This is a genomic window from Methanolobus zinderi (assembly GCF_013388255.1).
GTDB lineage: Archaea > Halobacteriota > Methanosarcinia > Methanosarcinales > Methanosarcinaceae > Methanolobus > Methanolobus zinderi.
The window spans coordinates 1,452,731-1,466,153 of record NZ_CP058215.1; the positions used below are offsets into that span (position 1 = coordinate 1,452,731).

Sequence of the window (13,423 nt, forward strand, 5' to 3'; positions counted from 1 at the left end):
TGAGAAATAATCTGTTTACAGGAGATACATCGAATGGATAAGCAAAAAAAGGATAAAAAGACAGAAGACCTGGAACTTCCACCTCTGGAAGAGGAAATAAAGGACTGGTGTGAAGTACCCACTGAATCGGATGATACAAAGAGTGCCGATGACCTTGAGATCGATGCATGGTGCCAGGAAACAACCGAGGAAGATATAGAGACCGATGTAGATAGTGATAAAACAAAAAAGGATAAAAAGTGAACTTATTTGTTTTCAAATACGGGAAGTAGTGACTGGAAAATTATAGTGTTGTTCTCAAATGAGAACTGAATCGGGAAGACTTTTACGCCTGAGTCTACAGCCTTCCTGAAAGTCATGGTAAAATCAGGATCAAGCTCTCCGTTTGGAGCAAACGAGTGAGCATCCTGTCTGAATATAAGGATCATGATCACGGCCTCATGTCCTTCATCCCTTGCTTTGATAAGCTCTTCAAGATGCCTCTTTCCACGAACTGTAGGTGCATCCGGAAACAGTGCCACCCCATCCATGGCAAGCGTGCAGCCCTTCACTTCCACCCAGAAATTCCTTTCATTTTCCCTCAGAAGGAAATCAAGCCTGCTATCTCCGAACTTTTGCTCGGGGATGACCGTACCTATATCACTCAAAAAGGGGATTATTTTCTTATTCAGTACCCACTCGGATATCTTCCTGTGCCATGCTGAGTTTACAAGCACCCATTCGCCTTTGATATCCCCGGCAATAAGGTCCCAGGCAGTCTTTCTCTTAACACTGCTTGCTTTTCTGAGCAGTACACGGTTTCCGGGATAGACTATGTCCACAAGCCTGCCGGGATCATGGACATGCACCAGCTCTGATCTCAGTTTTTCAGGTTTTACAATATCAACGACACACAGGAACCTGTTAGGTCGTTCGACCACGATACCCTCGGCATCTGTCCCTATATTCAGTACGGGACTTCCTGAGAGCGGATAATCATTTCCTTCAGAGGTTTGACCGGACATTCTTAACCACTTCTTCTGCTATTGAATCGGCAACATGTCTTTCATAGTATCTGGCTGAGAACAGCCCCTGTGTTTTGTCCCTGAGCTCAATTGATCCACGTATGAGCAACACATTTCTGTGTTCACTGGATGTGAATACCACTGGAACATTATCATCGCTTGCCCGGAATTTTCTGAAGTATTCGGAACTTCCGGTTGACGAATAGACATACATCACATCAATTTCCGACTCCGCAGAGAACGGAGTATAAGATATATCTTCATCTGTTATAGATACGAACAAGGCCGGGTAGGGATAGTCTGCCTGTAAGCCTGAGTCAGAGGCAACTGAGACATCAAATCCTTCTGATTCAAGCTGGTTAGCTATTTTTTTACTTAAAGCTTCATCATACATCTGGTTCTTTTCTACAAAAAGAAAAATATTTTCAGGAGCATGATCCGTCCCGTTACCTGTTGAGTAAGCACCTGAATTGGAATTTGCCATATTTTCACTTGAAGAGAAACCAAAATCCAGATATGAAAATGACAATGCGGCAAGAAGGATAACTGCAGCCGAAGCGGATATCAGTATCTTTTTATTTATTCTAAAGCGTGTCATCGTCTCCCGGGAAGAAAATTCATTTTCATAATCTAAATAACTTTGTCTGTACACAACCATATGTGTTTAAATAAATGATAATCAAAACTACAAATAAAGGGGATTTGCAATGGATCTATTCCTGACAGAGCAAGAACTGGACGAATACACTAAGCTAAGCAGTAAGGTAGAAAAGGTTCTCATCCGGCAGCTTGACAAGATATGGAGAATAAGGGAGGGAGCACCTTTCAACGGGGAAATCCTGTTCTTTTATATTGAAGACGAGAATATCGTTATACACACCAAGGATCCTGTGGACAAGCTGGATCATGTGAATGTGGTCAATGTGGAGAATCTGCTGAACGACAGCAGGATAGAAAAATATAAAGAAGAGATTGAAGAGCAAAAAAAACAAGTGTAAGCGAAACAGAATTCACTTAAGAACGAATTCAATATATCGCTTCAAGGGTTCTCAGAGCTGCATTTTTAATGAAACCATCCACTTCCACTTCTGATTCACCCTGATCCACCGAATCCATAAACGTACTCAGCGGCCTGTCAGAAGCAAGTACTTCTCTTACAACATCTTCGGTTGTTGTTATCTCTACTGTAGATTCTACTTCACTGGCCGATGAAACCTCACGGAAACCGGTGACTTCACCGCTATTGGTTACCGCTGTGACCATGAGATTGTTTCCATCATTCATTTCAATGTCAGCAAATATCACATCATCCCCGGCTACTGTCAGTATCAACTGCGGAAGGATTGAAAGATTCTGGTTGTATTCGTTAACACTTTGATCCAGCTCCTCGAAAAGATCATTGCTTGCTGTACTTGTCTCGTTTGCAGTATCGGTATCATTGCTTATGTTACCGTCAACTGCATTGGCTGCCAGTACTGGGGTTGATAGCACAAGGATCCCTGCGATCAGTACCCCCAACGCTACTGCCCACTTATTGTCTATCAACATAGTATCACTAATTAATTGTGTTCGTATGGTATAAGACCATATCCTTATTGCCGTATAGCAAATCAGGAAATAACATGTTAAATTACCAGACTCCAACAATGATAAATAATTGAATTTCCAACTTGATAAAGGTGATAAGCATGGATTGTCTGTTCTGTAAGATCATTTCCGGGGAGATCCCCTCTCACAAAGTATACGAAGATGAGTTCGTTTACGCTTTTCTGGATATCTATCCCTGTTCAGAAGGCCATACCATTGTACTTCCGAAAAAGCATATTCCACGTTTTACTGAAATGGAAGAAAACGATACTTCAACTCTTTTTGAGGCTGTGAACAGAATATCAAAGGCTGTTGAGAAAACACTGGATGCCCAGGGTCTGAATGTCGGTATAAATAACGGAGAAGTTGCCGGTCAGACGGTACCTCATGTTCATGTTCACATAATTCCGAGAGCTGAGAACGATGGAGGCGGATCCATGCACACGATCGTTGAGACCCATCCGAGTACGGATAATATAGCAGAACTTGCAGACAGGATCAGCAAGGAGTTCTGAACCATAAAAAAAGCTGAAAATCCGGGCAAGCGGATTATTTTTTTGAATTTTTACTTTTTGTTAAGTTAAAGCCAAATCCCTCTTAAGCTCATTTGCCAATAACCGTAATATCCACATTCCTTGTTCTGGGCCCGTCAAGTTCCACAAAGAATATGCTCTGCCACGTACCAAGCATGAGTTTACCGTTATCGACATGTAATGTCTCGCTGCTGCCAAGCAGGACCGCTCTCAGGTGAGCATGTGCATTGTCATCGATCCGGTCGTGTGAATAACCGGCATTCTCGGGAACAAGCTTCCCGAGCAAGGAGAGTATATCCTTACGGAGACCGGATTCATTCTCGTTCACTATAACCGCTGTTGTCGTATGTCTGGTGCTGACAGCGCATATGCCCTGCTGCACATTACTTTTTCTGATATGTTCACGGACTTGATCGGTTATATCTATCAGTTCCGCCTGCTTTGATGTCTCAATCCTCATGTGCAATCATACAAGACATTGTCTTGAATTAATAAAAAGCGAACTGTAAATCCGATGAAAATAAAAAAGAATTGAATTCCGGGAAATACCCGGAATTACAAAGAATTCGATATTCAGTATGCTGCACTGTCTGCCGTAGCAGTGTTCAGTGAAGAGTCGTATTCATACCCTTCAAGTGAAACATCTGTCACCGTGAAGGTGAATGTACCATCAGGATTCTTTTGCTGATCGGAACTCAGTACAAGCACACCGTCAGCATCGGTAACACCTGAAGCTGTCATTGTTACCAGTCCACTCCAGTCACCTGTAACAGTTGCACCTGAAACAGGATTACCATCTGCATCCGTGATCTCTACAGTTGCATCAGCCCATACGAAATAGTTTTTCTTGCCTCTTAGGACTGAATCAGTTACAACATCCAGACTACTGACATACATCGTGACAGACGGTGCAGGATCTTCCGGTGCAGGTTCTGTGGATGAACCATCATCAACAGAATCATCGGCAGGTTCTTCTGTGGATCCATCTGATGTGTCGTCTCCAGGTACTGCCAGACTGAAGCCGTTTACTGCTGCAAGAGCATTTACAAGACCGTATCCGTAATAATTATCCTTACCGGTGGCACCAATATCGGTAGCAGTGTCCTGGAGTCTTGAACGGACCTCTGCAGGGTCCCATACTCCGTCATTATCTGCATCATAGGATGTACCGGACACATCAGTATTGAGCAAAAGGGAAACTGCTCCTGATACGTGCGGTGTGGCCATACTTGTACCGCTCTTGGAGCCGTATGAACCACCCATGAGTGTGGATATTATGCCAACACCGGGAGCTGCAAGCTCGACTTCAGGTCCGTAGGATGACCAGGAAGCCCTGTTGTCATAATAGTCAGTTGCTGCAACCGCAATAACAGAATCGAATCCTGCAGGGTAGATCACAGAGTCTCCGGTATTACCTGCAGCTGCAACTACGACAACACCACTCTCATATGCACTGTCTACCGCATTCTTTAAAGTATAGCTGTCAGATGAGCCGCCGATACTCATTGAGATTACATCCGCGCCGTTATTTACAGCCCACTCGATACCGGCTGCTATATCACTGTAGTAACAGACTCCTGTTTCATCACAGACCTTTACTGAGTAATATCCTGCATAAGGGGCAACACCAAGAACTCCAAATCCATTATCTGCTGCTGCGATTGTTCCAGCTACATGGGTTCCGTGACCATAATCGTCCATAGGATCTGCATCGTTGTATGCAAAATCATAGCCACCAAGATAGTTTGCAGCAAGGTCCGGATGGTTATAATCAACACCTGTATCGATCACTGCAACTTTGATCCCACTGCCATTGAAACCTGCTGCCTGTGTGTCATCAGCATTGATCCTGCTTACACCCCAGGGAATATCATCTTCCAGAACCTGAGCCTGAGCATCCTGCTCGATTATCTCCACATTTGGATTCTCTGACAGAGCTTCGATTGCCTTTGGTGGAAGTTCTGCGGCTACCGCAGGAATGATAGAATATTCATACTTTACATTTCCACCATGTGCCTTCACAAGTTCTGCATCTGCTTTTCCTTTGAAGCTGATCATAACCGGTACTTTTTCAATCCCGTCGGACTTTGCAGTGGCAGGTACTAACGAAAATGAAAACAAGACCGATAGAACGATTAAAAACGTTATTGTCTGTCTGGTCATAAAAACACCTTTTTCTTAACTTAGTCGAACAATAAGGTAAGTGGATAGTGACCAAGTATAAGTAATTTATGAAATTAAATTATAAAATAGCAGAAAAATAAAAGTAAAAAGATATGCAGAGCTTATATTAAAAGCTCAAAAAAATAAAGGACATTCAGAATGTCCTTATAAGCCTATTCTTGAAGGATAACTCAGATATCATCCAGGCCACTGAAGTCCAGCGTGGCGAAGTAGTCATCCAGTGTTTCGGCCCTTCTTATCTGTTTAAAACTTCCGTCCTCATTGAGCAGTATCTCCGCAGAACGAAGCTTGCCGTTGTAATTGAAGCCCATTGCATGTCCATGGGCACCTGCATCATGAATTGCGAGGATATCGCCTCTTTCAACCTCCGGAAGGAGCCTGTCAATGGCAAACTTGTCGTTATTCTCACACAGGGAACCTGTAACATCGTATAGATGTGTGGGCTCATCCTTTTCTTTTCCAAGAACGGTTATGTGATGGTAGGCTCCGTACATTCCTGGACGCATGAGGTTTGCCATACTGGCATCAGTACCCACATAATCCTTGTAGATATGCTTGAGATGCCTGACAGTTGTCACAAGATATCCGTAGGGACCTGTGATTACCCTGCCACATTCAAGATACACCTTAAGAGGATGCAGATCATTGGCCCTTATATATTCATCATAGGCATCCCTTACACCTTCTGCTATTCTTTCATAGGATACAGGCTCCTGGTCAGGCCTGTAAGGAACTCCTATACCTCCTCCGAGGTTCACGAATTCAAAGCTTATGTCAAGTTCCCTTGAAAGCTCTGCAACCAGTTCGAACAGTATTCTTGCTGTCTCAACAAAATAATCTGGTTCCAGTTCGTTGGATGCAACCATTGTATGGAGTCCGAACCTCTTTACACCTTTTTCCTTCATCAGCCTGTAACCCTCAAAAAGCTGCTCTCTTGTGAAACCGTATTTTGCCTCCTCAGGGTTTCCTATAATGGCATTACCCTCTTTCAGGGAACCGGGATTGTAGCGGCAGCATACAAGCTCGGGAAGACCTGCAGTCTCTTCAAGATATTCGATATGACTGATGTCATCCAGATTTATGATGGCACCAAGTTCCTTTGCCTTGACGAATTCCTCGGCAGGTGTATCGTTGGAGCTGAACATTATGTTCTCACCCACAATTCCGGTCTTTTCCGCGAGAACAAGTTCAGCCAGAGAACTGCAGTCCGCACCGAAACCTTCCCTTTTTAAGATCTCCATGATGTAAGGATTAGGGAGAGCCTTTACTGCAAAATACTCCTTGAAGCCGTTAACGATGCTGAAGGCTTCTTTCAGTTTCCTTGAATTCTCAAGGATTGCCTTTCTGTCATATATATGAAATGGAGTTGGATGTTCGGAGATTATCTCTTTGATCTTTTCCTCTGTAAATGGTAATTCCTTTGAAGCCATTAGTTTTCCTCATTTTATAGCTAGTTCGCGATATAGTCCATTAGAGGTAAGTACACAGATAAATAATTGTTCGGTTCCGGTTTAAGATAGCTGCTTCCTGCGGACGCATATTATATATAGAACTTGTTCGCATAAGATAGAACGAAAATCAGCTATAAGCATAGTCATATAAATGAAGAAAACGCAAATATAAATGGAGATGAAACAATGGACGATAATAGACGTCATGGAAATGACGATGAGTCCAATGAAAAAAAGATCGAAACGATTGACCAGTTGATTGAACACATACTGGGCATGTTCGACGATGCCATCAATGAAAACAATAGGTCCGTGGTTCATGGTTTCACTATTATCAATCAGCCTGGGAAGAATCCGACAATCTTTGGTTTTGAGGGGAGGAAGCCTGTGAAACAGCACGATGAAGAGGAAAAAGAGGGAAATTTCTATATCCTGAAACAAGAACCTTTCATTGAAGTACAGCAGACAGGTGACAAAGTGCATCTGATCGCTGATCTGGGAGTCGATGAAGACTGCATCGAATATTTTGCTTCAGATATACAAGTCGAGATCAATATGATCATTGACGGTGTGGGTGAGTCAAAAATCGTCAGACTACCAACCAAGGTGGATCCGGAAACGGCCACATCTTCATGCAGGAATGGTGTACTGGAAGTCACCTTCGAATATCCGGAATAAATGTTACAGGATGGTTCACGCTTTTAAATAAGAGCCATCCACTTTGAATTAATCTCCGGCAAATACTTAAGATACTCCTTGTTTTGTATTCAGCTTAAATGCCATTACTTATGCATCCAGACTGATGATGCTTTATTCTAATTCAGGTATGCAGGAATATGAATACAAAAAATCTTTATTAACCAGATTCCAATCCACAGAACGGAATCTTATGAGTGAGCTCCGGAAATTTTATTCATCCCTGAAATAAGAGTCAAGAATCTCAAAAAAGAGCCCCAGATCCTCATATCGCAGGGTTGCATATTCATCCAGAGGAGTTTTTTTATTATTTACTATCACGAGCTTGCCGTTATTTTTGACAGAATAAAGAGGTAGTGAAGCTGCCGGATGTACTACGAGTGAAGAGCCTATTACCACAAAGAGATCGGCACGGGAACTTTCATCAATTGCTCTTGTGATAGCTTCATGATCAAGCATCTCCCCGAAAAAGGTAATATTTGGTTTTATGAGACCATTGCATTCATCGCACCGCGGAATCAGGTCATCTCTTACTATATCTGCGATATGCTCATAGGAAAATGTTTTTCCACATGACAGACAGGTATTATTTTCAGGAGAACCGTGCAGTTCGATGACATTCTCCAATCCTGCTTTTTGATGCAGAAGATCGATATTCTGCGTTATCACGGTTTTCACCATACCTGTTTTAGCAAGTCTTGTCAGTACATGGTGAATGATATTGGGATCTTTCTCATGAACGTTGTAGATAAAATCCTTTGAGTGAGAATAGAAATAATCAGGATCGGAATAAAAATAATCTATATCGAATATCTTATCGGCATCGAACTTCTTATAGATACCATTGCTGCCTCTGAAATCAGGAATACCGGAAAGTGTGGAAATACCGGCACCACTGAGAAAGACACAGTGCTTCGATTCCCTGAGAAGATCGATGAATCTGTTCATCAATCATAGTTGCAGGACAAAGTTTATAGATTTTTCTTTACTTGAGCTTTGTCCGAAAAATAAGGTATTTATCGGACAACAACACAAATTTTCGGACAAAATAGTATTATTCGGTCAAAGTGTACAGTACCTTACCTCTTTCATTGACTACTAACGCAGTTACTGGCATTATCACTTATGGAAATGTCATCAGCTGGTAATTACAAATATATTAGTTTCATGCAACCGTCAATCCAAATTCCATTTCATCAACAAGATCTGCATTTAGTCCAATATCTTCAAACATGGTCTTAAGGACCACTTTCCCTTCTTCAAGTGAAACACCATCGAGCCATGTCCCGATATCTGCGTTTAGGTTTCCCGACCTATCGATCATGATTTCATATCTGGCACTTTCTTTAGTATGGGTTATTTTTAAGTATTGAGTATGAACAAAAATATTTCCTGCAGTTTTATATTCATAAGGCAGAGAATCATTAAAGAATTCGATCAAATAATTTCCATTTCCAAGAGGCTTTATACTCGGATCTCCACTTTCGTTCAGGTAGGCAAAGATGGATCTGACTTCAGGTTGATGTGGAATGGATACCTCTGAGATTTTATTTTCACGGAACATTTCAGCATATATATCACTTTCCCTACCAGATACATTAAACGATAGCTTCACAATGTCAGCAACAAACTCTTGTGGATAACTACTGGTACTTCGAGGAATTGCGGACCATGCCATACTAGTCTCATCCTGATGAACGAAGAATGTTAGATATTCTGGATATTCATCATCAAACATTTTTTCATCAGGTGGGACCCGTACTTTTACAAGGTAAATAGTAGAGTTGTTTTCAAATTGTGAAGGCAATATATCAGTATTTTCGGGAGGTATGCCCTCAGTCGGAGAAACATCTTCAACAGAATAGTATTGCGATGCCAGCGTACTCACATTTCTAAGAGTCTGATTGTTTTCTTCGAAGTTGACATTAATAGTTGATGAATCATATACATTGGTATACCCATCTATTTTAACTCCTATCTCATCTTTTGCTTTATCTCCGAGGTCAACACATCCCCCTGTGAATAGCATGGAACTTAGCAAAAACAGTACCAATATCATCCCCAGCTTTTTCGGATTTCTGAAATCTTTGTCGAACCCCATGCCAATTCCACCATTAATTTTATGATCTTCGTAACATGAAACCAACACATACGAAAACAAGTATTAAGACATAACTTTCAATAAATGAGAGTGCATTATCAGGTTCTTTCATCGATTCCAGCTCACTTATTATTTCATCCCTATCGGTAACAGGGTGTTTTCCGGGTTCACCAATCGTTACTTCAAATCTGTTTTCAGTTACGTTTATGTCCTGAAGCATCAGGATAACTGATTCACCTTTGTAAAACCGAGGTTCATTGTTGTTGATATATGTAGAACCAATTTCCGTAATTACTTCGATTTCAGCTGATGGAAGTGGTTCCATTAACCATTCATCCACTTTTATTATTACCACTGAGTATTCAGGATATTCCTGAATATCAGTTACATTTCCAGCAGCAATTCGGTCAGATTTGTCAATCTGGTACGATAGTTCACCCGCTTCCGGAGGCCATGAACCTTGTACATTTGTCGCAGTGATCAAAATCAAAAGACTCGTTAAGATCAATAATTTCTGCATTGTTAGCATCTTACAGCATATATAATTTTACTAAAACATATAATTTTCTAATTACTATGGCACAATTTCATCACTTTGTACTCAATAAGCACATCAATTGCCCAAATTATCGGTGAAAATACGATTTTTCGGACAAAATGTTTGCTTGGTGCCAGATTAATTTGCTGGATTTTTACCGTTATGCCTTTTATTCTTTCAGCACCATCATTGGATTCCCGACACCTACAACAGTTATCTTTGTTTCAAGAGGAGGATGTGACCAGTTGTCAGGTGAATGGGTCTTTTTTGAAACGCTGATCTTCGTATCCTCTTTGAGTATTCCACATCTTTTCTCATAATCCAGAACAAGCTTTTTACCGAGTTCGGTTGAAAACTCAACTGCCTGTGCATATGTCTCAAAGCGCTCCCTGCCAGCAGGTGAAAATACAAGAAAATCCTCATCCGGGTTCTGTATCGATGCGGGTACGATGGAGATCTCTATCCTCTTTACGCCCTTTCCTGCAAGAGCACCCACTGCATTGCCAACCTCCGCAAACTCGGGTACGATAATTTCGGCATCGATAATCGAGCGCAGTTCATCTGCATATGCCTTTACGGGCCCGCCAAGCAGTACCACAGGAATCTCCACCTTGAATTTTGCAGGATATGTACTGTCCAGCAGATCAGCTATCATAGCCGAAGGATGATGTGGCAGGATAAAAGACATCAGATCCGCAGCCATGTTCTTTGCCACTATTTCTCTTACAGACATGCAGAATTCGTGTTTGCCTTCATGGACATACCTGGAAAGACTGGCAGCTCCCGCCTCCGCTGCAGTGCCGTCCCATTCATTGTACAGGCCGAGCACATGCAGGGCATCGGTGGGTGTAAAACCTACTGCCTGAAGCAGCCTCTTGTTCATGAGCGCGTCCAGAACCTCCGAAGAAGGATCTCTTTTCAGTGATATGGAAAGCTCATTGATGGAGACAGGTTCATCCCCAACAAGTGCAAGGATTTCTTCTTCCTGCTTACTCAGACCCAGGGCTTTATAACCTGTTGCCACAAAGAATTTTGTCGGCTGGTAGTTCTCATTGAGCAGGCTTCTTGAAATGATCCTGCTGCGTTTGAGTTTATTGCCAAAGCCAGGATATATGCTGGCAGCCACACAGAGAGGGATCACTCTTCTGGGGCCGGTATGTATCCTTTCATCCTTTACCCAGATATGACTGTCACCACCGGTTGCAGAGGTTTCCATTTTCATTGCCCTGACCCTTGTCTTCCAGCCTCCAACAACAGCCCCCGAAGAACTTATCTCTGGCACACCATGGTGAAGCATGGAAACATCCGTGCTGGTGCCCCCTACATCAATAACCGCACATGTTTCTATCTTTGAGAGATAGGAGGCGCCAAGCAGGCTGGCCGCAGGTCCTGAGAAAATTGTCTCTATGGGTTTTTCAAGGGCATCCTCGATATTATAGACAGAACCGTCACATTTGAGCATGAGCATACGGGCATGGATCCCGCGGCTTTTGATATCCTTGATCACGGAATTTACAAAATGATAGGTGATTGGGATGAGTTGTGCATTCAGGACGGCAGTAACGGCTCTTTCATATGCACCAAGTTCCTGAGACAGTTCGTGTCCGCAGACTACCGGCATTCCGGTGATCTCTGTTATGACCTCTTTTACTTTCAATTCGTGTTCGGGATTGCGTGCACCAAAGTAGGCCGAGACAGCATATGCAGCCACCCTGTCCTTTGTATTTATTGCAAAATCCCAGACAGAATCCAGATCCAGGGGGTATTCTTCATCACCTCTGGTATCATGGCCTCCGGATATCCATTTAACGTGATCGGTGGGCAGGTCCTTCTCGACAATGTGCTCCCCTACCAGTATGAGGCCCACAGGTGCACCTGTCCCCTCAAGCAGGGAATTGGTTGAAAGCGTTGTCGAAACCGAAACCAGGTTAACATCTTTCAGGATGTCCTGATCAAGGGAATCAAGAACTTTCTTTATCCCCCTCTGAAGATCCGGGTATGTGGTAAAAGATTTCTTTGTATCAACAACCGCTCCGTCAGAACCCCGGATGATAACCGCATCCGTGTAGGTCCCGCCTGCATCGATCCCAAGTCCGTAGTGCATTTTTTAATCACCTATTGGTATTTCAAATTATTTTGTAACTACTGGGATATATACCTAAGCAATTGTTTTTTTACAGATGTACACAAGTTGATACCAGCAAGGAATTTAACTATCCTCTGTCATTTATGCTGAAATCTGATTAGTAATCATTATAAATGAAAATATCATAAGCCTAACGTTCATTTGTTTTTCACGAAAAACCGTTGGAGGTAAACACTATGGCAGACAAAAACATTATAGGCAGCAAAATTCGCCAGCTAAGAGAATCGCGCGAAATGTCAGTTGAGGAACTGGCAGAAGCAAGCAATACCAATACCGAACTGATCAAAGAGCTTGAGAACGGAGCACTTGTCCCGTCCCTTACACCGCTTTTGCAGATCGCCCGCGCTCTGGGTGTAAGGCTTGGTACCTTCCTTGATGATATGCCCCATGAAGCTCCTGTTGTTGTAAAATCCGGAAAATCCGAAAATGTCATGCACTTCTCAGGCAACTGCGAAAAATGTGATAACAGTACCCTGGAATTCTTCTCCCTGGCCGCAAACAAGGCAGACCGCCATATGGAACCCTTTTTGATCGATGTACACCCGGCCGGGTCAGAAGAAGAAAAACTCTCATCCCACGAGGGAGAGGAGTTCATCTATGTGCTCAAAGGTGAGATAGAGATCGTCTACGGCAAAGAAAGATACAGTCTCAGTGTTGGTGACAGCATCTACTATGATTCCGTAATACCACACCATGTCTATGCAAAGGACAGCGACGCGCAGATACTTGCAATTGTATACGCTCCTTACTGAAAAAGAAGATCAACATGTTCAAAACAACTGTAACTCCGAGATTCGGTGATATCGACGGGCTGAAACATGCCAATAATATTGCCATAGCCATTTGGTTCGAACAGGCACGTAATCCCGTATTCAGGCTCTTTACCCCTGACCTTGACTTAAGCTACGAGAACTGGAAACTCATCATGGCAAGGACAGAATATGATTACGTGGGAGAGATGTTCTACGGATATGATGTCGATATCATAACCTACATTTCAAGGATCGGAAACTCGTCTTTCACTGTCATCCAGGAAGCATGGCAGAATGGTAAAAAAGGTGCTATCGGCAGATCTACCATTGTTCACTACGATTTTATCAATAAAAAATCCGTATCGATACCGGATGATATAAGAAAGGAACTTGAAAAGCACTTCCAGGAAGAGGAGAGCAGTTGTAAATAA

General features: G+C 42.6%; 16 protein-coding genes. 6 read left to right on the plus strand and 10 right to left on the minus strand.

Annotated elements, in window-relative coordinates:
- Positions 1 to 33: 33 nt before the first annotated feature.
- On the plus strand, positions 34 to 243 hold the full coding sequence (locus HWN40_RS07160) for a hypothetical protein (protein ID WP_176965090.1): 210 nt from the start codon (positions 34 to 36) through the stop codon (positions 241 to 243).
- A gap of 2 nt (positions 244 to 245) precedes the next feature.
- Here HWN40_RS07160 and sfsA read toward each other — a convergent pair whose 3' ends face one another.
- Positions 246 to 1,004 carry a DNA/RNA nuclease SfsA gene (sfsA, locus tag HWN40_RS07165; protein ID WP_176965091.1) on the minus strand — a complete coding sequence of 253 codons (759 nt, stop codon included), beginning with the start codon at positions 1,002 to 1,004 and terminating at the stop codon, positions 246 to 248.
- Positions 985 to 1,602: a hypothetical protein gene (locus HWN40_RS07170; RefSeq protein WP_176965092.1), complete on the minus strand. Its 618-nt coding sequence runs from the start codon at positions 1,600 to 1,602 to the stop codon at positions 985 to 987. The genes sfsA and HWN40_RS07170 overlap by 20 nt, the downstream gene beginning before the upstream one ends.
- Positions 1,603 to 1,711: 109 nt before the next feature.
- Between HWN40_RS07170 and HWN40_RS07175 the strand changes: the two genes are divergently transcribed.
- Positions 1,712 to 2,002: a hypothetical protein gene (locus HWN40_RS07175; protein ID WP_176965093.1), complete on the plus strand. Its 291-nt coding sequence runs from the start codon at positions 1,712 to 1,714 to the stop codon at positions 2,000 to 2,002.
- Between the two features lie 28 nt (positions 2,003 to 2,030).
- Here HWN40_RS07175 and HWN40_RS07180 read toward each other — a convergent pair whose 3' ends face one another.
- On the minus strand, positions 2,031 to 2,495 hold the full coding sequence (locus HWN40_RS07180; RefSeq protein WP_176965094.1) for a hypothetical protein: 465 nt from the start codon (positions 2,493 to 2,495) through the stop codon (positions 2,031 to 2,033).
- Positions 2,496 to 2,692: 197 nt separating this feature from the next.
- On the opposite strand from HWN40_RS07180, the gene HWN40_RS07185 reads away from it, so the two are divergent.
- Complete coding sequence (locus tag HWN40_RS07185; protein ID WP_176965095.1) at positions 2,693 to 3,106, plus strand: HIT family protein; 414 nt, start codon at positions 2,693 to 2,695, stop codon at positions 3,104 to 3,106.
- A gap of 88 nt (positions 3,107 to 3,194) precedes the next feature.
- On the opposite strand, the gene HWN40_RS07190 is transcribed toward HWN40_RS07185, so the two are convergent.
- The 3 genes from HWN40_RS07190 to HWN40_RS07200 all read right to left on the minus strand — a co-directional run bounded on the left by HWN40_RS07190 (position 3,195) and on the right by HWN40_RS07200 (position 6,738).
- The gene (locus tag HWN40_RS07190) at positions 3,195 to 3,584 is read right to left on the minus strand and encodes a secondary thiamine-phosphate synthase enzyme YjbQ (protein WP_176965096.1); all 390 of its coding nucleotides are present in this window, start codon (positions 3,582 to 3,584) and stop codon (positions 3,195 to 3,197) included.
- 113 nt (positions 3,585 to 3,697) lie between these two features.
- A complete protein-coding gene (locus HWN40_RS07195) occupies positions 3,698 to 5,287 on the minus strand; it encodes a S8 family serine peptidase (protein WP_176965097.1) in 1,590 nt (529 codons plus the stop codon).
- 191 nt (positions 5,288 to 5,478) lie between these two features.
- Positions 5,479 to 6,738: a diaminopimelate decarboxylase family protein gene (locus HWN40_RS07200; RefSeq protein WP_176965098.1), complete on the minus strand. Its 1,260-nt coding sequence runs from the start codon at positions 6,736 to 6,738 to the stop codon at positions 5,479 to 5,481.
- A gap of 207 nt (positions 6,739 to 6,945) precedes the next feature.
- On the opposite strand from HWN40_RS07200, the gene HWN40_RS07205 reads away from it, so the two are divergent.
- Entirely contained in the window at positions 6,946 to 7,437 is a 492-nt protein-coding gene (locus tag HWN40_RS07205) for an Hsp20/alpha crystallin family protein (RefSeq protein WP_176965099.1), read from the plus strand.
- Positions 7,438 to 7,668: 231 nt separating this feature from the next.
- Here HWN40_RS07205 and HWN40_RS07210 read toward each other — a convergent pair whose 3' ends face one another.
- The 4 genes from HWN40_RS07210 to HWN40_RS07225 all read right to left on the minus strand — a co-directional run bounded on the left by HWN40_RS07210 (position 7,669) and on the right by HWN40_RS07225 (position 12,198).
- Positions 7,669 to 8,403 (minus strand): NAD-dependent protein deacylase, encoded by a 735-nt coding sequence (locus HWN40_RS07210; protein WP_176965100.1) that lies wholly within the window; start codon positions 8,401 to 8,403, stop codon positions 7,669 to 7,671.
- Between the two features lie 217 nt (positions 8,404 to 8,620).
- Positions 8,621 to 9,556 (minus strand): hypothetical protein, encoded by a 936-nt coding sequence (locus HWN40_RS07215; RefSeq protein WP_176965101.1) that lies wholly within the window; start codon positions 9,554 to 9,556, stop codon positions 8,621 to 8,623.
- A 19-nt stretch (positions 9,557 to 9,575) separates the two neighbouring features.
- Positions 9,576 to 10,085, minus strand: coding sequence for a hypothetical protein (locus HWN40_RS07220; protein ID WP_176965102.1), 510 nt, complete (start codon positions 10,083 to 10,085; stop codon positions 9,576 to 9,578).
- 178 nt (positions 10,086 to 10,263) lie between these two features.
- Entirely contained in the window at positions 10,264 to 12,198 is a 1,935-nt protein-coding gene (locus HWN40_RS07225) for a hydantoinase/oxoprolinase family protein (protein ID WP_176965103.1), read from the minus strand.
- Positions 12,199 to 12,416: 218 nt separating this feature from the next.
- Here HWN40_RS07225 and HWN40_RS07230 point away from each other — a divergent pair, with 218 nt between their 5' ends.
- Entirely contained in the window at positions 12,417 to 12,992 is a 576-nt protein-coding gene (locus HWN40_RS07230; protein WP_176965104.1) for a helix-turn-helix domain-containing protein, read from the plus strand.
- Between the two features lie 14 nt (positions 12,993 to 13,006).
- Complete coding sequence (locus tag HWN40_RS07235; protein WP_176965105.1) at positions 13,007 to 13,423, plus strand: acyl-CoA thioesterase; 417 nt, start codon at positions 13,007 to 13,009, stop codon at positions 13,421 to 13,423.

Bases quoted from the DNA above. Each gene is read 5' to 3' on its own strand.
- HWN40_RS07210 (WP_176965100.1), bottom strand. From the start codon at position 8,403: ATGAACAGATTCATCGATCTTCTCAGGGAATCGAAGCACTGTGTCTTT.
- HWN40_RS07225 (WP_176965103.1), bottom strand. From the start codon at position 12,198: ATGCACTACGGACTTGGGATCGATGCAGGCGGGACCTACACGGATGCG.
- HWN40_RS07190 (WP_176965096.1), bottom strand. From the start codon at position 3,584: ATGAGGATTGAGACATCAAAGCAGGCGGAACTGATAGATATAACCGAT.
- HWN40_RS07220 (WP_176965102.1), bottom strand. From the start codon at position 10,085: ATGCTAACAATGCAGAAATTATTGATCTTAACGAGTCTTTTGATTTTG.
- HWN40_RS07195 (WP_176965097.1), bottom strand. From the start codon at position 5,287: ATGACCAGACAGACAATAACGTTTTTAATCGTTCTATCGGTCTTGTTT.
- HWN40_RS07185 (WP_176965095.1), top strand. From the start codon at position 2,693: ATGGATTGTCTGTTCTGTAAGATCATTTCCGGGGAGATCCCCTCTCAC.
- HWN40_RS07205 (WP_176965099.1), top strand. From the start codon at position 6,946: ATGGACGATAATAGACGTCATGGAAATGACGATGAGTCCAATGAAAAA.
- HWN40_RS07160 (WP_176965090.1), top strand. From the start codon at position 34: ATGGATAAGCAAAAAAAGGATAAAAAGACAGAAGACCTGGAACTTCCA.
- HWN40_RS07175 (WP_176965093.1), top strand. From the start codon at position 1,712: ATGGATCTATTCCTGACAGAGCAAGAACTGGACGAATACACTAAGCTA.
- sfsA (WP_176965091.1), bottom strand. From the start codon at position 1,004: ATGTCCGGTCAAACCTCTGAAGGAAATGATTATCCGCTCTCAGGAAGT.
- HWN40_RS07200 (WP_176965098.1), bottom strand. From the start codon at position 6,738: ATGGCTTCAAAGGAATTACCATTTACAGAGGAAAAGATCAAAGAGATA.
- HWN40_RS07230 (WP_176965104.1), top strand. From the start codon at position 12,417: ATGGCAGACAAAAACATTATAGGCAGCAAAATTCGCCAGCTAAGAGAA.
- HWN40_RS07235 (WP_176965105.1), top strand. From the start codon at position 13,007: ATGTTCAAAACAACTGTAACTCCGAGATTCGGTGATATCGACGGGCTG.
- HWN40_RS07170 (WP_176965092.1), bottom strand. From the start codon at position 1,602: ATGACACGCTTTAGAATAAATAAAAAGATACTGATATCCGCTTCGGCT.
- HWN40_RS07215 (WP_176965101.1), bottom strand. From the start codon at position 9,556: ATGGGGTTCGACAAAGATTTCAGAAATCCGAAAAAGCTGGGGATGATA.